This window comes from Actinoplanes sp. NPDC026670 (assembly GCF_040638175.1).
Lineage (GTDB): Bacteria > Actinomycetota > Actinomycetes > Mycobacteriales > Micromonosporaceae > Actinoplanes.
Genome location: NZ_JBEZXU010000078.1, coordinates 34,761 through 54,392, shown reverse-complemented (window position 1 = coordinate 54,392; position 19,632 = coordinate 34,761). Strand labels below are relative to the sequence as shown.

Annotated in this window: 20 protein-coding genes; 12 read left to right on the top strand and 8 right to left on the bottom strand. The window is 72.4% G+C overall.

Going from position 1 to position 19,632, the window contains the following annotated elements:
• Positions 1–17 precede the first annotated feature (17 nt).
• Entirely contained in the window at positions 18–896 is an 879-nt protein-coding gene (locus AB0E94_RS45115) for an AAA family ATPase (protein WP_360340243.1), read from the bottom strand.
• 176 nt (positions 897–1,072) lie between these two features.
• Here AB0E94_RS45115 and AB0E94_RS45110 point away from each other — a divergent pair, with 176 nt between their 5' ends.
• The 6 genes from AB0E94_RS45110 to AB0E94_RS45085 all read left to right on the top strand — a co-directional run bounded on the left by AB0E94_RS45110 (position 1,073) and on the right by AB0E94_RS45085 (position 7,431).
• Positions 1,073–2,545, top strand: a complete 1,473-nt coding sequence (locus AB0E94_RS45110; protein ID WP_360340240.1) for a dynamin family protein — start codon at positions 1,073–1,075, stop codon at positions 2,543–2,545.
• A complete protein-coding gene (locus AB0E94_RS45105) occupies positions 2,533–4,314 on the top strand; it encodes a dynamin family protein (RefSeq protein WP_360340237.1) in 1,782 nt (593 codons plus the stop codon). The genes AB0E94_RS45110 and AB0E94_RS45105 overlap by 13 nt, the downstream gene beginning before the upstream one ends.
• A 1-nt stretch (position 4,315) precedes the next feature.
• Positions 4,316–4,762, top strand: a complete 447-nt coding sequence (locus tag AB0E94_RS45100) for a hypothetical protein (RefSeq protein WP_360340234.1) — start codon at positions 4,316–4,318, stop codon at positions 4,760–4,762.
• Positions 4,763–4,835: 73 nt separating this feature from the next.
• On the top strand, positions 4,836–6,212 hold the full coding sequence (locus AB0E94_RS45095; protein WP_360340231.1) for an MFS transporter: 1,377 nt from the start codon (positions 4,836–4,838) through the stop codon (positions 6,210–6,212).
• A complete protein-coding gene (locus AB0E94_RS45090) occupies positions 6,212–6,571 on the top strand; it encodes a GntR family transcriptional regulator (RefSeq protein WP_360340228.1) in 360 nt (119 codons plus the stop codon). The genes AB0E94_RS45095 and AB0E94_RS45090 overlap by 1 nt, the downstream gene beginning before the upstream one ends.
• 233 nt (positions 6,572–6,804) lie before the next feature.
• On the top strand, positions 6,805–7,431 hold the full coding sequence (locus AB0E94_RS45085; protein ID WP_360340225.1) for a hypothetical protein: 627 nt from the start codon (positions 6,805–6,807) through the stop codon (positions 7,429–7,431).
• A 476-nt stretch (positions 7,432–7,907) separates the two neighbouring features.
• On the opposite strand, the gene AB0E94_RS45080 is transcribed toward AB0E94_RS45085, so the two are convergent.
• Positions 7,908–8,552, bottom strand: a complete 645-nt coding sequence (locus AB0E94_RS45080) for a TetR/AcrR family transcriptional regulator (protein ID WP_360340222.1) — start codon at positions 8,550–8,552, stop codon at positions 7,908–7,910.
• Positions 8,553–8,596: 44 nt separating this feature from the next.
• Here AB0E94_RS45080 and AB0E94_RS45075 point away from each other — a divergent pair, with 44 nt between their 5' ends.
• Positions 8,597–9,952: an MFS transporter gene (locus AB0E94_RS45075; protein ID WP_360340219.1), complete on the top strand. Its 1,356-nt coding sequence runs from the start codon at positions 8,597–8,599 to the stop codon at positions 9,950–9,952.
• Between the two features lie 1,143 nt (positions 9,953–11,095).
• On the top strand, positions 11,096–11,437 hold the full coding sequence (locus AB0E94_RS45070) for a hypothetical protein (RefSeq protein WP_360340216.1): 342 nt from the start codon (positions 11,096–11,098) through the stop codon (positions 11,435–11,437).
• Here the strand turns inward: AB0E94_RS45070 and AB0E94_RS45065 are convergent.
• Positions 11,426–12,073 carry an SGNH/GDSL hydrolase family protein gene (locus AB0E94_RS45065; protein ID WP_360340213.1) on the bottom strand — a complete coding sequence of 216 codons (648 nt, stop codon included), beginning with the start codon at positions 12,071–12,073 and terminating at the stop codon, positions 11,426–11,428. The genes AB0E94_RS45070 and AB0E94_RS45065 overlap by 12 nt on opposite strands.
• On the opposite strand from AB0E94_RS45065, the gene AB0E94_RS45060 reads away from it, so the two are divergent.
• The gene (locus AB0E94_RS45060) at positions 12,072–12,224 is read left to right on the top strand and encodes a hypothetical protein (RefSeq protein ID WP_360340210.1); all 153 of its coding nucleotides are present in this window, start codon (positions 12,072–12,074) and stop codon (positions 12,222–12,224) included. The two genes, AB0E94_RS45065 and AB0E94_RS45060, sit on opposite strands and share 2 nt — an antisense overlap.
• A 161-nt stretch (positions 12,225–12,385) precedes the next feature.
• Here the strand turns inward: AB0E94_RS45060 and AB0E94_RS45055 are convergent, their stop codons facing one another.
• Entirely contained in the window at positions 12,386–13,090 is a 705-nt protein-coding gene (locus AB0E94_RS45055; protein WP_360340207.1) for a class I SAM-dependent methyltransferase, read from the bottom strand.
• 65 nt (positions 13,091–13,155) lie between these two features.
• Here AB0E94_RS45055 and AB0E94_RS45050 point away from each other — a divergent pair, with 65 nt between their 5' ends.
• Positions 13,156–13,674, top strand: a complete 519-nt coding sequence (locus AB0E94_RS45050) for an alpha/beta hydrolase (protein WP_360340204.1) — start codon at positions 13,156–13,158, stop codon at positions 13,672–13,674.
• On the opposite strand, the gene AB0E94_RS45045 is transcribed toward AB0E94_RS45050, so the two are convergent.
• From AB0E94_RS45045 to AB0E94_RS45030, 4 genes are all read right to left on the bottom strand, one after another.
• Positions 13,671–14,552, bottom strand: coding sequence for a DUF3626 domain-containing protein (locus tag AB0E94_RS45045; protein WP_360340201.1), 882 nt, complete (start codon positions 14,550–14,552; stop codon positions 13,671–13,673). The genes AB0E94_RS45050 and AB0E94_RS45045 overlap by 4 nt on opposite strands.
• A gap of 2 nt (positions 14,553–14,554) precedes the next feature.
• A complete protein-coding gene (locus tag AB0E94_RS45040) occupies positions 14,555–15,391 on the bottom strand; it encodes an undecaprenyl-diphosphate phosphatase (RefSeq protein ID WP_360340198.1) in 837 nt (278 codons plus the stop codon).
• Between the two features lie 61 nt (positions 15,392–15,452).
• Positions 15,453–16,382, bottom strand: a complete 930-nt coding sequence (locus AB0E94_RS45035; RefSeq protein WP_360340195.1) for a tyrosine-type recombinase/integrase — start codon at positions 16,380–16,382, stop codon at positions 15,453–15,455.
• A 5-nt stretch (positions 16,383–16,387) separates the two neighbouring features.
• A complete protein-coding gene (locus AB0E94_RS45030) occupies positions 16,388–18,034 on the bottom strand; it encodes an ABC-F family ATP-binding cassette domain-containing protein (RefSeq protein ID WP_360340192.1) in 1,647 nt (548 codons plus the stop codon).
• A gap of 151 nt (positions 18,035–18,185) precedes the next feature.
• On the opposite strand from AB0E94_RS45030, the gene AB0E94_RS45025 reads away from it, so the two are divergent.
• Complete coding sequence (locus AB0E94_RS45025) at positions 18,186–19,247, top strand: hypothetical protein (RefSeq protein WP_360340189.1); 1,062 nt, start codon at positions 18,186–18,188, stop codon at positions 19,245–19,247.
• Positions 19,247–19,576, top strand: a complete 330-nt coding sequence (locus tag AB0E94_RS45020) for a PadR family transcriptional regulator (RefSeq protein WP_360340186.1) — start codon at positions 19,247–19,249, stop codon at positions 19,574–19,576. The genes AB0E94_RS45025 and AB0E94_RS45020 overlap by 1 nt, the downstream gene beginning before the upstream one ends.
• Positions 19,577–19,632 lie beyond the last annotated feature (56 nt).

Here is a 19,632-nt window from a genome sequence, read left to right as displayed (position 1 = left end):
GCGAGGTGCCGGGCGGCTTAGGCGGGCGGGGTCAGGTCGGCCAGCCGGGCGTGCAGGTCGGCGCGGGCCGCGGTGTCGAGCAGCCCGGCGGCGGTCTCGGCCACATACGCCGACACCGGCAGCAGCGACCCGCCCGCCTCCGCGGTCACCAGGCCGGCCGCCAGCAGGTCGGCGGCGCCGGTGCCGAGCAGCGCCGGGGCGGCCGGGCGACCCAGCAGGCCGAGCGCGGCCAGGGCGGTACGCGCGGGGCGGGGCAGGTCGGCGAGGGCGGCCGCGATCGCGTACGCCACCTGGTCGATGTCCTCGCCGATCGGCGCGCGGCCCGCGGCTGCCTGCCGGGCCAGCGCGATGATCGCGAGGGGGTTGCCGCCGGCCCGGGCAACCACCGCGGCCGACGCCTGCTCGGGCAGGCCACCGGCGGTCTTACGGACCAGGGCGGACGCCTCGTCGGGGGTGAGCGGCGGCACCGGCAGCCACCGGGTCGCGGCGTCGCGCAGGGCGGCGGCCAGTGGCTCGGCCAGCCGGTGCGGGGTACGCACGGCCACCAGCACCCGGCAGGTGCGGGCCAGGTGCGGCAGCGCGGCGATGGTGGCCGGGTCGGCGTGCTGGAGATCGTCGAGGACCAGCAGCCCGCCCCGGACCCGGGATCGAACCGCTTCGGCCAGCAGCGGCACGTCGTCGGCGGGCAGCCGGGCCCGCACCGCCCGCGACAGGGCCAGCGCCGGGACCTCGGACAGCATCGCCAGGCCGCCACCGAGGTGGGCGGGGCCGGGCACGGCCGCCGCGATGCGCCGCAGCAGGGTGCTGCGGCCGCAGCCGGGCGGCCCGGACAACACGACGAGGGCAGGCGCCTGGCGCAGAGCGGTACGGGCGGCCACCTCTGGCTCGTCCGTCACCTGCGCCCTCCCATCCGTGGAGCGGACATCACTGGCACGATCTCGGGATCCCGGTCACGGGGTCTGCCTCCGTAGGCTCTGCGAGACTGCGGTGAACTACAGGAGGGCCCTTTCGTGACGCCGACTTCCGCGATAAGCACATTGTCGCCGACGGTGTGCTGCGCTGACGAGTCGAAGTGAACGGGCCGCTCACCTCCGGAATCGCGACTCTCTGTCACGAGATCGTCACCCGGGTTTCCTCCGATGCTGGTCAACAGGTCCAGCAGATTAGCAACCGCCTTCACGATCCGTTACGTGTGGCGATCGCGGGCCGCCTTAAAGCCGGAAAGTCGACACTAGTCAACGCACTGATCGGGCGTCGGGTCGCCCCCACCGCGGCCGGCGAGTGCACGCGCGTGGTCACCCGGTTCCGTTACGGGCCCGCCGACCGCATCGACGTGGTCACCCGCGACGGTGACCGGCGCAGTCTGCCGCTGGACGAGGACGGCATGGTCCCGGACCGGCTCGGTGTCCCGGCCGCCCGGATCGCGTACGTCGACGTCGCTCTCACCAGCGACCGGCTGCGGGACCTGACCGTCGTGGACACCCCCGGGCTGGCGTCGACCGACACCGCCGGCAGCGCCCGCGCCGAGGCGGCCGTCGGCATCGACGACGACTCCGCCGGCGAGGTCGCCGCCGCCGAAGCCGTGGTGTACGTGTTCACCCAGGCGGTCCGGGCCGACGACGTGCGCGCGCTGCAGGCGTTCCACACCGCGTCGGCGCGGCTGGCGACCAGCCCGATCAACGCCATCGGGGTGCTCAGCCGCATCGACACCCTCGCCGGCGGGGCGCAGGACCCGTGGCCGGTGGCCGGCCCGCTGGCCCGGCAGCAGGCGGGGCTGCTGGCCCGTACCGTCGGCGATGTCGTGCCGGTGGCCGGCCTGCTGGCCGAGACCGCCGAGGCCGGCCGGCTGACCGGCGCCGACCGCGACGCGCTGGCCCGACTGGCCGCACTGGACACCGCCGACCTGGGATTGTTGCTGCTGTCGGCCGACCTGTTCCGCAGCCGGCCCGCCCCGATCGGCGCCGACCAGCGCGAACGGCTGCTGACCCGGCTCGACCTGTACGGCATCGGGTTCGCCTGCGCCCAGCTGGCCGCCGAACCCCGGCTGGGCACCGGCGAGCTGGTGCGGCGGCTGTCGGCGGCGTCCGGGCTGACCCGGCTGACCGCCACCGTCGACCAGACGTTCCGCTGGCGCTCCGACGCGATCAAGGCCGGCTGGGCGCTGACCCGGCTGGAACGTCTCGCGTCGCTGGACCAGCAGAACCGGGCCACCATCCGCGACGCCGTCGAGCAGGCGCTGCGTGACCCGGCCTACCATCGGCTGCGGCTGCTGGACGCCGCCCAGCGGGCCGCGACCGGCACGGTGCCGCTGCCGGCCGACTGGGAGCAGGAGCTGATCCGCCTGGCCACCTCGACCGACGCCCGCTGGATCCTGAACCTGCCCGGCGCCGGCAGCACCGACCGGGCCGCCGCGGCGGTCGCCGCGGCCGGCCGCTGGCGTGCCTACGCCGTCGACGGCGCCGGGCCCGCGCAGGCCCGGATCGCGCAGGTCGCCCACCGCGGTTTCCAGCTGCTCGCCCAGGAGGTGCGCCAGTGCAGGATCTGACCCCACTGCTCGACGGCGCGGTCCGCGACACCATGTCCTACCTGCGTACCGCCGACCCGGACGCGGCCGCCGACCTGGCCCAGCTACGCCGCGCCCACCTGACCCGGCCCGGGGTGGTCGTCGTCGGCGAAACCAAACGCGGCAAGAGCTCCCTGGTCAACGCGCTGCTCGGGGTGCCCGGCCTGTCCCCGGTGGACGCGGCCGTGACCACCGCCGCCTACCTGAGTTTCGTGCCCGGCGACACGTTCACCGCCCGGGCGTGGCTGCCCGGCGGCGAAGAGATCGAGATCGACAACCTCGACGACTGGGCCCGCGGCCGGCAACGGACCCGCAAGATCGAGGTCACCCATCCGGCGCCGCTGCTGCGCTATCTGACGCTGCTGGACACCCCGGGCGCCGGCGGCCTCGACCCGGTGCACGCCACCATCGCGCTGGACGCGGTCCGCCGGGCGACCGCGCTGCTGTTCGTCGCCGACGCCTCCGCTCCCCTGTCGCAGCCGGAACTCGACTTCCTGGCCGCGGCCACCGAACGCGTCGACGCCGTCGTCTTCGCCCTCACCAAGATCGACGCGTTCGGTCAGTGGCGGACCATCGCCGAGGACAACCGGTCGCTGCTGCAGGCACACGCGCCCCGGTTCGCGGCCGCGCCCTGGTACCCGGTGTCGGCCCGCCTCGCCGAACTCGCCCTGACCGCCGACGCCGCCACCCGTGACACCCTGGCCGCCGAGTCGAAGGTCCCGGCACTGCAGCACGCCCTGGTCGAACTCGCCGGCCGCGGCCACCAGCTGCGCCTGGCCAACGTGCTGCGCGCCGCGCACCGTGACCTGACCCGGCTGCGTGAGGTCGCCGACGAACGGGTCCAGGCAGCCGCCGCCGACGCCGCCGCGCAGGCCGCCACCCGCGCCGAACGGGCCGCGCTGGCCGCCCGCAAACGCACCGAGTCACGCCAGTGGACACTGAAACTCAACGCCGAGATCCAGCACGCCCGGGTCGCGGTCGTCGGCCGGCTACGGACCCGGCTCACCGAGGTCCAGCACGACTATGCGACCCGCATCGACGAGGCCAAGGGCGAGGCACTGACCGCGCTGCCCGACGACCTGGACACCCAGTTGCAGGCGGTCGCGGCCGAACTGTCGGCCACCCTGGAGGACACCTACCGCGACGTGGCCGAGAAGGTGCTGGCCGACACGTTCGACCCGGCCCGGGTCAGCGCCACCCTGCGGCACACGATGACCGCCGGCCCGCCCCGCGACGGCTCCGGCGACAACATGCTGATCGCCCTGTCCGCCGGCGGGATCGCCCTGATCGCCGGCCGCGGCGCGATGCTCGGCGTGTCGGCGCTGGGCATCGCCGGGGCCGGGCTGCTGATGCCGTTCGCCGGCCTGGGACTGGGACTGGCCGCCGGCGGGTACGTCATCTACCGCCGCCGGGTGCACACCGACCGGCGCCACGCCCACACCTGGCTGCGCGACGTGCTGTCCGAAGCGCGGGCGGCGCTGACCGACGAGATCAGCGGCCGGTTCACCGACCTGCAGTACGCGCTGTCGGTCGCCCTCGACGACGCCATCGAACGCCGGCTACGCGAACTGGACGCGCTGATCGCCGAGATCGACGCGGCCGCCGCCGAGGACGCCGCCGGCCGCGCGAAACGGCGGGCGGCCGCCACCAGAGACCGTGACATCGCGGCGGCACGCCTGCGGGCCGCCGACGAAGCCCTGCTACGGGCCCGTTCCCTCACTCCCACTCCCACCGACGAAGGACAGGCCTGAGATGACCGACCACTGGGACCACCACGACGACGACGGGTTCGACCTCGACCTGCCCGACGACCACACCCCGCTGCACGAGCCCCTCGACCACGACACGTGGGATCTGCCCGACACCGACGACGCGCCGCACATCCCGCACGTGCCGGAGCTGCCCGACCTGCCCGACGAGGTCGCCACGGTCGTCGCCGGCGACACCGTGTTCCCGCCGGCGCTGGAGGTCGACCTGCCCGAACCGGTCGACGGTTTCCCGTGGACCGACGCCACCACCCTGGGCGCCGCCGACCCCACCGGCTTCCTGCCCCCGGTCGAGAACGTCACCCCGGAGGAGCTCGCCTCGTACGCCGGCATCGAGATCCCCGACGGCGCCGACCCGTGGACGGTGCTGGCCGCGTCCGACGATCCCGCGACCGCCGCCCTGGCCCGGTGGTGGACGACGGGTGAACAGTGATCCGCGTCTCCCCATAACGTCCCGGTGATGGCATCATGACCGCGCACCGACCACATTCGTAGGAGCGCACCAGATGGCCGTCGACGGCACCACCACCCCCCTCGCGAGCAAGCGGGAACGCACCGGCTGGTATTTCTACGACTGGGCGAACTCGGCTTTCTCCACCACGGTCATCACCGTGTTCCTCGGCCCGTTCCTGACCAGCATCACCGAACGGGCCGCCGGCTGCGCCATCGACGCCGACACCTGTGACGGCACCGTGCACCCGCTGGGCATCCCGGTCGCGGCGGGCTCCTACTACGCGTACCTGGTCAGCCTGTCGGTGCTGTTGACCGTGTTCGTGCTGCCGGTGATGGGCGCGATCGCCGACCGGGCCCCGCGCAAGAAGCCGCTGCTGGCCGTGGCCGCGTTCACCGGCGCCGCGGCCACCGTCGCGATGGCGTTCGTGACCGGCGACCGCTACCTGCTCGGCGGGCTGCTGTTCATCATCGCCAACATCAGCTTCGGCGCGGCGATCGTGGTCTACAACTCGTTCCTGCCGCAGCTGGCCGGCCCCGACGACCGCGACCGGATCTCCAGCCGCGGCTGGGCCGTCGGCTACCTCGGCGGCGGGGTGCTGCTGCTGCTCAACCTGGTCGCCGTGATGAGCCTGTCGCAAGAGGGCAACCCGCAGCGCACCCTCGACCTGGCCCGCTGGTCCATCGTGTCGGCCGGCATCTGGTGGGCGGCGTTCACGATCGTGCCGCTGCTGTGGCTGCGCGAACACCCCGGCGCCGTCCTGAAGGCCGAGCCGGGCGGCAACGTGCTCACCGACGGGTTCCGGCAGCTCGGTCACACCATCAAGGGCATGCGCGCGTACCCGCTGACGCTGGCGTTCCTCGGCGCGTACCTGATCTACAACGACGGCATCCAGACGGTCATCGCCCTGGCCAGCCAGTTCGGCACCGAGGAACTCAAACTCGAGCAGTCGGCGCTGATCCTGACCATCCTCATCGTCCAGTTCCTGGCGTTCGGCGGCGCGCTGGCCCTCGGCGCGCTGGCCACCCGCATCGGCGCCCGCAAGACCATCCTGATCGCCCTGGCCCTGTGGCTGGGCGTGGTGTCGGCCGCGTACTTCCTGCCCGAAGGCGAACCGATCCCGTTCATGCTGCTCGGCGCGGGCATCGGCATCGTCATGGGCGGCAGCCAGGCCCTCTCGCGGAGCCTGTTCTCGCAGCTCATCCCGGCCGGCAAGGAAGGCGAGTACTACGGCTTCTACGAGATCAGCGACAAGGGCACCAGCTGGCTCGGCCCGCTGTTCTTCGGCCTGATCTTCCAGCTCACCAACAGCTACCGGGCCGGCATCGTGTCGCTGGTGGTGTTCTTCCTGCTCGGCGGTGTGCTGCTGGCCCTGGTCCCGATCCGGCGCGCCATCGTCGCGGTCGGCAACACCCCACCCAAGCTGATCTGATGAACATCACCATCGACCCGGCGTCGGCGACTCCACCGTACGAGCAGGTCCGCCTGCGGATCGCCGCCCTGGCCGCCGACGGCGAACTGGCGGCCGGCACCCGCCTGCCACCGGTGCGCCAGCTCGCGACCGATCTGGGTCTGGCGGTCAACACGGTGGCCCGCGCCTACCGCGAGCTCGAACAGGCCGGCCTCGTCGAAACCCGGGGCCGGCACGGCACGGTGATCACCGCGAAAGCCACCAACACCTCCGGCCAGGCCCAGCGCGCCGCCCTGGCCTACGCCGAACGGACCCGGGCGCTGGGCATCCCCGCGGAGACCGCTTTAGCACTGGTCAAGGCCGCTTTAGAAGATCAATGACGGTTGGCGGTACGCCGTCGGCCGCCCCACGCCGAACCACACCCGCCCGGGTGGTGCACCGCGACGCGGCCGGCCGGTCCCGCCCGCCAGCGCGTCTTTCGGGCGGAATCCCGGCTCACCGGCGTGGGTCCCTCCGCAAGCCGGGAACGTCGCCATCACGGGCCGGTGGTCGTTGCGCAGCGGGATCGGTTGATCGCCGACGGTGGTTGCGTGGGCGGGGCAGGATGTTGCCCGTGCCCCGCAATCGCCTGATCCTGCGCCAGATCTCGCTGTCTGCCGGCGCGTTGGCGATCTGCCTGTCGGCGTGGGGTGTGGCGGGTTTCCTGGCCGGTTCGGGTTCGCCGGTTCTGACCGTGGTCGCGGTGGCGCCGATGCTGGCCGGCCTGATCGTCCCGGTCCTGGTGTGGTTCGTCGGTGAGGACCCCCGCGACCGGCGCGGCGGCTGGTTCGTGGCGATCGGCGTGGTGACGTTGCTGTTCGCGGTAGCGGCCGGCGCCGGGGTCTCCGGCGCCTACCTGGAGCTGGCCGGCGACCGCGTGCCGGTCGTGGTGACCGCCGGTGACGACGTGTCCGGCGACGGCTACCAGCTGGTCGAGGTGTCCGCCGCGTCCACTGGCGAGGACCTGGGCGAGGTCCTGTTCTTCGCCGACCGTGACCTGCGGGCCGGCGACCGTCTGGTGGCGGTCTTCGATCCGCTCGGCTGGTTCCCCCCGGCCACCGGCCAGCCGTCCCCGGCCCGGTCCCGTTCCACGTACGCACTGGCCACGGTGGCCGCTCTGCTGCTGACCGCCTTGACGGCCCTCCGGATCCGCCGGGACGTGAACCGCTACGACTTCACCGGCAGCCGCCGCCCCCGCTGACCCCGCCCCACAACCGCCAGCCGTCGCTCACCGCGCTTTCGAGCACCGAATTCCGTCGCTGAACGACGGCCGGCACCGGCGCCGCGACCCCCACAACCGTCAGCCGTCGCTCACCGCGCTTTCGAGCACCGAATTCCGTCGCTGAACGACGGCCGGCGCCAGCGCCGCGACCCCCACAACCGTCAGCCGTCGCTGACCGCGCTTTCGAGCACCGAATTCCGTCGCTGAACGACGGCCGGCGCCAGCGCCGCGACCCCCACAACCGTCAGCCGTCGCTGACCGCGCTTTCGGGCACCGAATTCCGTTGCTGAACGACGGCCGGCGCCAGCGCCGCGACCCCCACAACCGCCGGCCGTCGCTCACCGCGCTTTTGGGTGCTGGATTTCAGGGCTGAGCGACGGCTGGCGGTAGCGCGGCGGCGGCCGCGTCGTCGGAGGCTGGGCCGGGTGGCTGCGGGGGACGGTCGTAGGTCGGGGTCAGGGGGTCAGCAGGCCCGTCACCAGGGCTCGGAGGCCGGAGGGGTAGGTGTCGGTGGTGGCCAGGGTGGGCCACTGGTCGCCGATGGCGGCCAGGTGCGGCAGCCGGGCCGGGTCGAAGCCGGTGAACGTGATGTCGCGGTAGGCGGCCGGGCCGGCGGAGTGGGCGCGGACCAGGATTTCGCCGACGGTGTAGTACCAGATGCTGCGGAACACCGTCACGGCCTGTGCGGGGGTGCGGCCGGCGGCGATGGCGGCGCCGACGATGGTGTCGACCAGGTGCAGGGCCGGGTCGCCGAGCAGGCCCACGAAGCCGTCGGTGGTGAGGATCTCGGCGGCCCACGGCCAGCCGGCCAGCGCGTCGTGCATGGCGGTGGCGGCGGCCACGATCCGGTCCGCGGGGTCGTCGGGCAGGTCCGGCGCCGGCAGTTGGGCGGCGTATTCGTTGAGCAGCAGCAGGAGCAGGTCCTGCTTGTCGCGGACGTGGTGGTACAGGGTGGTGGGCCCGATCCCGAGTTCGGCGGCCAACCGCCGGACGGTGAGTTTCTCCCAGCCGTCGGCGTCGATGAGCGCCCGGGCGGCGGCCAGGATCTGCGGGCGTGAGGTCACCGGTGGCCGGCCGGTCCGGCGCGGGGTTGCGGGCACCCGACCATCTTGATGCATAGATGTCCCCCTGCTACTTTCGGAACATGTTCCGAAAGTCGGGTGTCATTCTCGCCACCGTCGCTCTCGTACAGTTCATGGTGTCGCTGGACCTGTCTGTCGTGAATGTGGGACTCCCCCGCATCGCCGCCGGGCTCGGGTTCAGCACACTCGGCCTGACCTGGGTGATCCACGCCTACGCCCTCACGTTCGGTGGCCTGCTGCTGCTCGGTGGCAAGGCCGCCGACCGGTACGGCCGCAAACGCCTGCTCCTGATCGGCCTGGCCGTGTTCGCGGCCGCGTCACTGGCCGGCGGATTCGCCCAGCAGCCCGGCCAGCTCGTCGCCGCACGCGCCGCCCAGGGCATCGGCGCCGCAGCCCTCGCCCCGGCCGCGCTGGCCCTGCTCAGCGCCGCGTTCCCAGGTGGCCGCCCGCGGGTGCGGGCGTTCGGGGTGTGGGCGGCCGTCAACGCCGCCGGCGGCGCGCTGGGAGTCCTGATCGGCGGACTGCTCACCGAGTACGCCGGCTGGCGCTGGGTGATGTTCGTCAGCGTCCCGATGGCGCTGGCCGCCCTGGCGATGGCCTCGCGGGTCGACGACGTGCCACCGAACCCCGGCCGTGACCCGGACGTGGCCGGGGCGCTGCTGGCCACCTCCGGGATGCTGCTTCTGGTGTACGGCATCGTCCGTACCGAAATCTGGCCGTTGATTGTCGCTGTCGCCCTGCTGGCGGGGTTCGTGGCCGTGCAGCGGCGCACCACCCGTGATCCGCTGATCCGGTTCGGTCTGCTGGCGAACCGGTCGGTGGCCGGGGCGAACCTGTTCAACCTGCTCGCCGGCGCGGCGATGGCGTCGGCGTTCTACTTCGCGTCGCTGTATCTCCAGCAGGTGCTGGGGCACGGGCCGGCGCTGACCGGGGTGATGTTCCTGCCGTTCGCGCTGGCCGTGGTGGCGGGCGCGGTGGCCGCGGTGCGGCTGGGCTACCGGCTGCCGGGCCGGGCGCTGCTGATCGCCGGTGGGCTGGTGACGGCGGCCGGGTTCGCGTTGTTCGGCCGGATAGGGGTGGACGGCTCGTTCGCCGCCGATGTGCTGGCGCCGTCGGTGATCGCCGGTTTCGGGTTCGGGTTCTGTCTCGGGCCGGTGGTGTCGATCGCCACGGCCGGGGTCGCCGATCACGAGTCGGGCACCGCATCGGGGCTGCTCAACAGTTCCCGGCAGGTCGGCGCCGCGCTGGGCCTGGCGGTCCTCGGCACGGTCGCCGACCGGCATCCCGGCGCCGGAGGGTACGCGCTGGGCCTGACCCTGTGCGCGGTGCTGATGGGGGCGGCAGTGCTGATCGCCGTGACCGTCCTGCCACGCCGGGTCGCAGGCGCCGGTGATCCGCAGCCGGCAGCCCACCGGTAGGCCGCCGGCTGCGGATCAGGTCTCCGATTCGTCGCGCGGCACCTCTGGGAGCCGGCGTTCCTGCTGCTCGGAGCAGCCGCGCCGAGCAGCCTGCCCGGAGCCCGCGGCCGTAACTGCCTGCCGTCGCCGGTGCGGCCGCTGGACGCGACCACCCACACCGCCGTGCTGCGGGCCCTGGCGACCGTGGACGCCACCCCACCCGCCTGACACCCGCATTGACCACCTCCTTCCTGCGCCGCCCCCGCGACCACCTGTTCCGCAGTTCGTCCGCAGGGTTCCGCTGGTGGAACAGCGCATCGCGCCGGCCGGGATGCGGCCTTCGGTGGGAGAGCCGTCGTTCAGCGCGGTAATACCGTCCGCATTCCCATGCTCAGCGACGGCCGGGTGGGGCTCGCGGCTCTGGTGCTGCCGGGTGGCGTGAGTTGCGGGTAGGCAACGTCGACCAGCGCACACGTTGGCCGATCGTGGGCTCCTGTAGTTGCCGCAGCGGGGACGGGCGCACACGTTGTGCCGATTGTGAGCGTTCATCCACGCCGGGGCGACGACGCAAGCACACGCAACGTCAATGTGTGCGCCCGTCGTCGCTGGTGCGGAGCCTGTTGCTTTTTGATCGCAACCCGCAATCTCGGCCCAGCGGAAAATGGATCACCGAGGCGGGATCGGCCGTGAGCCGCCGGCACAGCCGTGTCTTTCTGATCACGGTGAGCGACGCTTCTAAGAGCAACAGGCTCACCGGCCGCCGCGTCCCGGGGCGCCGTCGGCGCTCGATCTGCCGGGACTGTCCGATGCCGGGCGGCCGACGCTGCTGCCGATCTTGTCCGGCTGATCGTGACCGCTGTCTTGCGGGCGAGGCAGCGGTCACGATCAGCTGGATCTTGTCCGGCTGGCTGTCACTGCTGCTTCGGCGTTCCGGAGACAGCGGTGACGACCAGCTGGACGTGATCCACCGAAGATCGGACAGTCTCGATGTGACCGGGCGGTGAGAGCGCCGGCAGCGGCTGAGGCGCGCCTACGGCAAGGACGAGACCGTGATCGCGGGAGCTCTGTGAACGCACGGTCAGGAACGGACCGGCTTGAGGCGGGGCCTGGCCGGACGGGCCGGCCGGGGCGCCGGCTCGGAGGCCTTCGGCGATGATGGTGCGCGTGGATTCCAGGGAGCTGACTGATCGGGAACGGGCAGTGCTGACAGCGCTGCTGGCCGTGGATTTCGTGGGGGCGGCGGCGTTGCGGGAGCAGGCCGCCGCCGTCCGGGTGGTCGACGGTTGTCCGTGCGGGTGCCCGACGATCCATTTCGCGGCCGGCGGTGGCCCCGGTGTGATTGCGAAGGTGAACGGCTATCCGCGTGGGTCACACAGCAGTCTGTTCCTCTACACGGTCGTCGGCGCCGACGACCGTGAGCTGCTCGGCGGCATCGAGTGGGCCGGGATCGACGAGTCGCCGGCTGAGTTCCCGCCGCCGGAGTCACTGGAGTTGTCAGTCAGCTGAAAGGGTGTCCCACCAGGTGGTGCGGATGGCGTGGGCGCCCCAGGCGTTGGGTTCGATCACGCCGCAGAACCACAGGTCCCGGTTGGCCGGCCGGGCGTCGGTGCCGGTGATGTCCCCGGCGGTCGCGCCGTGGCCGGTGAACGCGGCGTGCACGTCGGCGAGCAGTGTGCCGTGGCGGGTGGCGAGGTCGGCCAGGATCGTGTTGAGGGCGCCGATCCAGTGTGGGGCGTTGGGCCACGGGGTCAGGCCGGGTGCGGTTCCGGTGCCGTCGCTGGGGTCGTAGACGGTGGTGAGCACGATCCGGCTGGTGCGGGGCAGCTTGGCCAGCACGGCTTGCGCCTGGGCGGCGAACCGTCCGACGACGGCTGCGGCGGCGGTGTCGTCGCCGTAGGCGGTGAGCAGGTCGTTGCCGCCCATGGTGATGGTGACCAGGTCCGGCGGCGCGGTCAGCTGGGGCAACTGGCGGTGCAGGATGTCGGCGGTGACGGCGCCGTCACGGGCCAGCACGTCCAGCGTCCAGTCGTCGCCGGTGTCGCCGAGGGTGTGGTGCAGCAGGCTGGCCGCGCCGTGGCCGGGCCCGCCGGCGTAGTCGTCGATCGACATGGAGTCGCCGAGGGCGACGTAGCGGCTGGTCATGGTCATCGATGATGAGCGTCGAAACCGCCGGGGGCGAACGATTTCCACCGAGACCGGAAATGATCACCGCGCCGTGAGCGCCGGCGAGAGCGGAACCGGGGCGATCATGGTGGCGGGAAGGCCGGTGAAGCCGGAGCCGGAGCCGGAGTGATCACACGGCGCCGGAAGGAGCGGTGCGGGCGCGACCGGGTTGATACCACGGTGGCGGGGAGGCCGGTGCGGGTCGGATTCGGCCCGGCGGCCGCGGTGGCGGCCGGGACGGGCCGCCTGCGTCGCGGTGTAGGGAACGGTGCTCTTCGTGGCCGTACATCATCAGGGTTTCTCGCACAGGAAGACCCGCTCCATGGCGGGCCGGTCAGGGGCCTGGCGCACGTCGGTGATGCGGTAGCCGGCGGCCGTGAGGCTGGCGTCGAGTTCGTGGCGGTCGCGGAACCGGAGGGTGGTTTCGGAGGTCAGGACGTCGCCGTCGGGGAAGGTGTAGGTGTCGCGGAACGACACCAGCGGCAGCCGCACGCCGGTGAGCTGGAAGTCTAGTTTCACGTCGCCGATGCCGGGCACGTGCCGGGTGTCGGGCCGGCGGTGGGCCCATTCGTCCCAGATCCGGTATTCGGGGCGGCGGGTTTCGAAGACGAGGTGCCCGCCGGGCCGCAGCAGGCCGGACACCGTGTGCAGGGTGGTGTTCCAGTCGGTGTCGGTGAGGAACACCTGGGCGACGTTGCCGGTCATCACGACCAGGTCGAAATCGGACAGCCCGCCGGTGTCGGCGGCCCAGGTGACGGCGCTGGTCTTGGCGCGGGCGATGTCCAGGGACGCGGCGGCCGGGTCGTAGCCGGTCACCTGGTGGCCGCGGGCGGTCAGCCGCACGGCGAGGCTGCCGGTGCCGCAGCCGTAGTCGAGGATGTGGTGGGCGCCGAGTTCGGCGGCGATGTCCTCGTAGGCTTCCAGGTCGCCGCGGTCGGCGTCGAAGGTGTCGTAGACGGCGGCGAGCCGGGGGTGGGCGAATTTCTGGTCGGGCACCCGCCGACCATATTCGATGCGCACGATCACGGCAGGTATTCACGTTTGCCGTTACGCTGCCGGGGGTGACCCGTTTTCTGCTGGTGCCCGGCCGCGGGGTGCCGTTTCCGAACCACTGGTCGCGGCAGTGGGCGCGTGCGCACCGTGACTATCGGTGGGCGCCGGAGCCGCCGGGGCCGCCGTATGTGGCCGAGGACCGGGTGGCGGCGTTGCAGGCCGCGATCGCGGTGTCGGACGAGCCGGCGGTGCTGATCGCGCACAGCGCCGGATGTGTGACGGTCGCGTGGTGGGCGCAGCGTTTCGGCGGGCCGGTGGCGGCGGCGTTGCTGGTGACGCCGCCGGAGGGCCCGGACGTGCCGCGGGAGGTGTTGCCGTTCCGGTCGATCGTGGTGGTCAGCCGCGATGATCCGCACGGTTCGTTCGCCTACGGTGAGCAGCTGGCCCGGGACTGGGGTGCGGAGGTGTTCGACGCCGGGCCGGTGGGGCATCTGGATTCGAGTTCCGGTTTCGGGCCGTGGCCGGACGGGGTGAAGCTGGTCGCTAAGCTGGCCGGCCCAAAAACGGCCGGCCCGGCTGGTGGCTAAGCTGGCCGGCCCAGCATGACCAGAATGTGCCACAGGTATTTGACCAGTTGCGGTGGGTCGCCGTCGGCGGCGGCCCGGCCGAGCAGGGCGGCGTCCAGGACGTCACGGTCGTAGCGGCGGGCGATGGCGGCGGCCAGCGGCGGGATCTCGGGTCCGCGCGGGCCGGCGGGGAACGCGCCGGGTTCGAGCTGGAATCCGGGGTGCCAGCGCACCGGCACGCCCAGCGCCTGCAGCCGGCTTTCGAACGGTGTGCCACGAAACGACGGGTCGGCGACCAGGTGGTCGACGTCGCCGGTGATGGCCAGGCCGCCGTGGATCTGCGCTTCGACGTAGTCGTCGAGGGTCCGGCCGGCGCGGGTGCGGGGTGCGGCCAGTGCGGCCTGCCACTGTCCGGCGTCGGTTGCGGTCACTCCCAAAGCTGTTGTGGTACGGGTGACCTGCGCGCCGAGCGCATCCCAGATCGCGCCGAACGTGGCGGCGGTGCCGACGTGCTGGGGCAGGGTGACGCTGTCGCCGAGGCTGAACGTGGCCCGGCCGGTGACGTGCGGGTGCAGCACGAGGTGGCAGCTGCCGAAGCGGGGCGCCGCACCGTCGGGGTGTCCGGGCAGGTTGAGGGCCCCGTAGACAGGCCGGCTGCCGCTGTCGCCGAACATGCGCTGTTCCCAGTGGGGCCGGTCGCCGCCGAGGCCGCCGTTGGAGATGCCGGTTTCGTACTGGGTGCGGTAGACACCGTCGGCGGCGAGGTGGTCGATGACGGTGCGGCCGTCGGCGAGCAGCCGGTCGGGGTGGAAGTTGACCGTGATCGGGGCGGTGACGGCCGGTCCCGGCGCCGGGGACAGCGCCCGCACGTGGGCGAGCGCTTTCTCCCCGGGGGTCATCGCTATTTGGCTTCGATGGTGTTGGTGGCGAGCAGCACCAGCAGCAGGGAACCGAGGGCGAGCCGGTAGAAGATGAAGATGCTGTACGAGTGTTTCGACACGAACTTGAGCAGCCAGGTGACCGAGGCGTAGGCGACGACGAAACTGACGACGGTGGCGACGATGGTGTTGGTCCAGCCGACGCCGTTGGCGATCCGGTCGGCTTCTTCGACGCCTTGCAGGATCGACGCGCCGGTCAGGGCGGGGATCGACAGGAAGAACGACAGTTTCGTGACGGTGACCCGGTCGAGGTCGCGCAGCAGGCCGGCGGACATGGTGGCGCCGGAGCGGGAGATGCCGGGGATCAGGGCCATGCACTGCACGACACCGATGATGAGGGTGTCTTTCCAGCCGACGTCTTCCTGGTGGCGGACCTGGGTGGCGGCGTGGTCGGCGAACGCCATCACCCCGGACCACAGGATGAGGGCGCCGGCGACGAACCAGAGGCTGCGCAGGGTCCCTTCGATCTGGTCTTTGAACAGCAGGGCCGCGATCACGATGGGGATGGAGCCGAGCAGCACGGCCCACCCGAACCGGAAGTCCTCGTGGTCGCGGTGTGCTTTGTTGAACAGGCCTTTGAAGAAGGCCGGGACGACCCGCAGGATGTCCTTGCGCAGGAACAGGATGGTGGCCAGCACGGCGCCCGACTGGATGATCACCGTGAAGGCGGTGATGTCCGGGTCGTCGATCGTGTGACCGAACAGTTTCTCCAGGATCGTCAAGTGTCCGGTGCTCGACACCGGCAGGAACTCGGTGACGCCTTCGACCGCGCCGAGGATGACGGCCTCGACGATGCTCATTTCCGTGCTCAAAACCCCGCCCGCTCTCTGTTGCCGCGGGTTCAGAGCATAGGTGGCATGGTCACGGGTTGTTGCGGCGGGCACGGGCCGCGGCGATCGTGTACGCGGGGTCACGGTCGAGGTTGAACCGGTCACGGTCGTAGCGGCGGGTGGTGCGGGGGTCGGCGTGGCCCATGGCGTCCTGGACGTCTTCGAGGGCGACGCCTTCGGCGCGGGCGGTGGTGGCGAACGCGTGCCGCAGTGAGTGCGGCGACAGCCGGTCGGCTTCGGCGATGCCGGCGTGCGCGGCGAGCCGGCGGACCAGCCGGAACACGGCGTGCCGGTCGACGCGGGCGCCGGTGGCGGTGACGAACAGCGGCCCGGGCGTCAGGCCGCGTTCGCGCAGCCAGTCGTCGAGGGTGGCCGACACGGTGGGGGTGAGGGCCCGGCGGCGGGGTTTGCCGCCTTTGCCGGTGAACCGGACGGTGCGGTGGCCGCGGTCGTGACCGATGTCGATCAGGTCGAGGCCGACGAGTTCGCTGACGCGCAGCCCGAGGTCGGCCAGCATGGTGATCATGGCGTGGGTGCGGGCGCCGGCCTGCCCGGCGGCGGCCAGCAGCGCGTCGACTTCGCCGGGGGTCAGGCCGAGGGTGGCCGAGTGGTCGCGGTCGAGTTGCGGCCGGTCGGCGCCGCCGACCGGGTTGGTGGTGACGGCCTGGAGTTTGAGCAGGAAGTCGTACCAGCTGGACACGCCGGACAGTTTCCGGGCCACCGAGGCGGGGGCGAGGGGTTTGGCTTCCAGTTCGCGGGCGTAGGCGTTGACGTCGAGGAAGGTGGCGTGCAGCGGGTCGAGGTTGCGCCCGGCGCACCAGGTGAGCCAGGAGGTGACGTCCCGGCGGTACGCGGCGCGGGTGTGTTCGGACAGTCGCCGGTTGGCCAGCCAGGCTTCGGTGAACGCGGTGGCCGATCCGGTGGTGGCCGGGGGCAGGATCCGGTGCGGCTGCACTGTCATGCCGGTCAGTTTCTCAAGTCTTCGATCACCTGTGCGTCTGCGACATGCCAGTGGCGGGTGTGCCCGACGGCGTCGGCGAAGTATCTGTCGTGGCTGACGGTCAGCAGGGTGCCCCGGTAGCGGCGCAGGGCTTCCTCGATGACGTCGAGGGCGGCGAAGTCGAGGAAGTTGGTCGGCTCGTCGAGCAGCAGGATCCTCGACGGGCTGTTGACCAGGACGGCCAGCAGCAGCCGGCGCAGTTCCCCGGCCGACAGCTCCCGCACCGGCTGTGCCCACTGGTCGGGGTCGAACTGGTGGCCGCGCAGCAGGGTCTCGGCGTCGTCGACGTAGACCGGGACCCGGTTACGGAAGAAGTCGATCACCGTGGTGGTGTCGCGCAGGCCGTCGTCGGTCTGCGGCAGCACCGCCACGCCGGGATGCTGCGCGGCGATGGCGTTGAGCAGGGTCGTCTTGCCGGCGCCGTTACGGCCGGTGATCAGGATCCGGTCGCCGCGGCGTACATCCAGGTCGATGTGGCGCAGCAGGTCACGTACCGTCAGGTCCCGGATCTCCAGGATCGTCTCGTGCGGGTCGCCGGTGTCGCCGGGAAACGCCAGGGTCAGCGGCGGCCGCGTTCTCGGCCGGGCGATCCACGACACCGACGCCATCTGCCGCCGCAACCTGCGTTCGCGGACCTTGGCTTTGCGGGCGACGAGTTTCGCGACGCGTTTGATGTGGGGTGCGGCGGCGCTGGCCGGGGTGGACAGTTCGGTGTGCCGCGCGTACGCCCGGGTCCGGTCGATGTCGGCTTCCCAGCGGCGCCGGTCCTTCTCCTGGGCTTCGTAGTCGAGCAGCAGTTTCTCCCAGCGGCGTTGTTTCTCCTGCCGGTAGCTGGTGTAGCCGCCGCCCGGATAGTCGTGCGGGGTCTCGTCGATGCCGTCGAGTTCGATGATGCGGGTGACGACCTCGTCGAGGAACGCCCGGTCGTGGCTGACCGCGAGGACCGCGCCACCGAAACCGGCCAGCCACTGCCGGAGCCAGGCGGCGCCTTCAGCGTCGAGGTGGTTGGTGGGTTCGTCGAGCAGCAGCACATCGGGCTGCTCGAGCAGGGCGCGGGCCAGCATGAGCCGGGCCTGTTCGCCGCCGGACACGGCCCGTAACGGCAGGTCGTCGTCGAGGTGGTCGATGTCGAGACGCTGGCGGATCTCGGTGAGCCGGGTCTCGGCGGTCCAGCCTTCCAGCACGGTCCAGCGTTCCTGGGCGGCGGCGTAGGCGTCGAGCGCGTCCTCCCCGCCGGCCAGACGTTTCTCCAGGTCCCGCAGGGTCGCGGTCACGTCCGCGAGCTCACCGAGACCGGCGGACAGAAACGCGCCGACCGCGCCGCCGGGGTCGGGCATCGCCTGCGCGACGTACGCGACCCGCGTGCCGGGGCTGACGCTGAGGTGTCCCCGCGTCGGCGCCAGATGCCCGGCCAGCACCCGCAGCAGGGTGGTCTTGCCGGCGCCGTTGGGGCCGACGATCCCGATCCGGTCGCCGGGGCGCAGCACCAGGTCGAGGCCGGCGAAGAGCAGGTCGCCGTCGTGGGCGCGGGCGAGGTCGACTGTTTTGACGTGCACGGGGCGGCTCCAGGGCAGGTGCGGGGTGGCGGACACCGGGTCAAGGGGGTCTCTCACTTCACCGCGACTGTGCTCCTGGTTCGTGTCGGCGCCGGGTCTCCCCCACTCTGCGCGTGCCGGGTGGGGTCCGCAACCCGGTTTCCCCGGCGCAGGCTTCACGACTACTGCTCGGTTGACGATATATAGCGGCGGCCGTACGGTGTCGGGTATGTCAGCGTCTGAATGGCCGGCGGCCGAACCCGCCCTCGAACGCATCTACCGCAGGCTGTTGCACGCCTACCCGGGCTCCTACCGGCGCCGGCACGGCGCGGAGATCGTCACCACCCTGCTGGAGATGGCCGAGCCGGGCCGCCGCCGCCCCACCGCCGCCGAGGTGGCCCACCTGCTCGGCTCCGGTCTGCGGCAGCGGTTCCGGCTGCCGTCACGCCGCCCTCTGGCGTGGCTCGCCGCGCTGCTGGCGCTGCTGGCGCTGCTGGCCGGTGGGGCGCTCGGCGCGGCGGCCGGCTCGTGGGCCGGCGTGCACACCTTCACCGCCCTGCCGCCGGCCGGGCAGGCGCGGGCCCTGCACGTGCAGGTCGCCGGCCCGCCCGCCACGACCGTGCCGGTGGATCCGCTGCCGGCCGGCGCCGAGGGCGTGCCGATGTGGTGGACCCACAGCAGCGCCGACGGCACCGTCTGGGACGGCGAGCAGGCCCGGGCCCGGCTGGCCGCCGACGGCTGGCAGGTCGGCCCACTGACGGCCACCGACCGTTTCGAGACCGGCACCGCAGCCCCCGAGCACGGCTTCGACGCGGTCCGTGACGGGCTGCGGGCCACCGTCACCGGCGAAGGCGGGTCGGTGGTGCTCGACCTGGGCCCGTACGACACCGGCTGGTTGCTGCCCCTGATCGGCGCCGGCCTCGCCGCCGGCGCGGTGACCGGCTGGCTGATCGCGGCCGCAGTGGCCCGCCGCCGATCCCGGCCCGCCACGATCACCGCGGTGGTGACGTTCGCGGTGCTGTTCGCGCCGGCCTGGTCGCTGTACGACGACACCGTGATGGCGTTCCAGCTGCACGGCCGTCCCGGGGTGCAGCTGATGACCGTGCACGCTCAACTGACCTCCGGGCATTTCGATCCGCCCGGCCCGGCCTGGCTGTCGTGGATCTGGCCGCAGGTGACGTGGATCAACCTGGCCCTGGCCGGCACCGGGGTGCTGCTGGCCGTCGTGACCGTGGCGCTGGCGCTGGCGTTCCCGGCCCGCACCACCACCGCCAGGCAGGTGGCCGTCTGATGCAGGAGCCGACGTTTCTGATCCTGACCGCGCTGGCCGGGCGCGCCCTGCACGGTTACGGCATCATCCAGGCCGTGTCGGCACTGTCCGACGGTGACGTGACGCTACGGCCCGGCACCCTGTACGGGGCCCTGGACCGGCTCGCCGAGCAGTCCCTGATCGCCGTCGAACGTGAGGAGGCCGTCGAAGGGCGGCTGCGCCGCTACTACCGGCTCACCGACAGCGGCGCGCAGACCCTGGCGGTGGAGGCCGGACGGTTACGGCGGCGGGCGGCGGCCGCCGAGTCACAACTGCGCTCACGGGGCGGTCTGGCGCCGGGCCCGGCCTGACCGGCGGCGGGGCTCCTGCCCGCGGGGGAGGCAGGGGCCCCACCGCCGTCGATCTT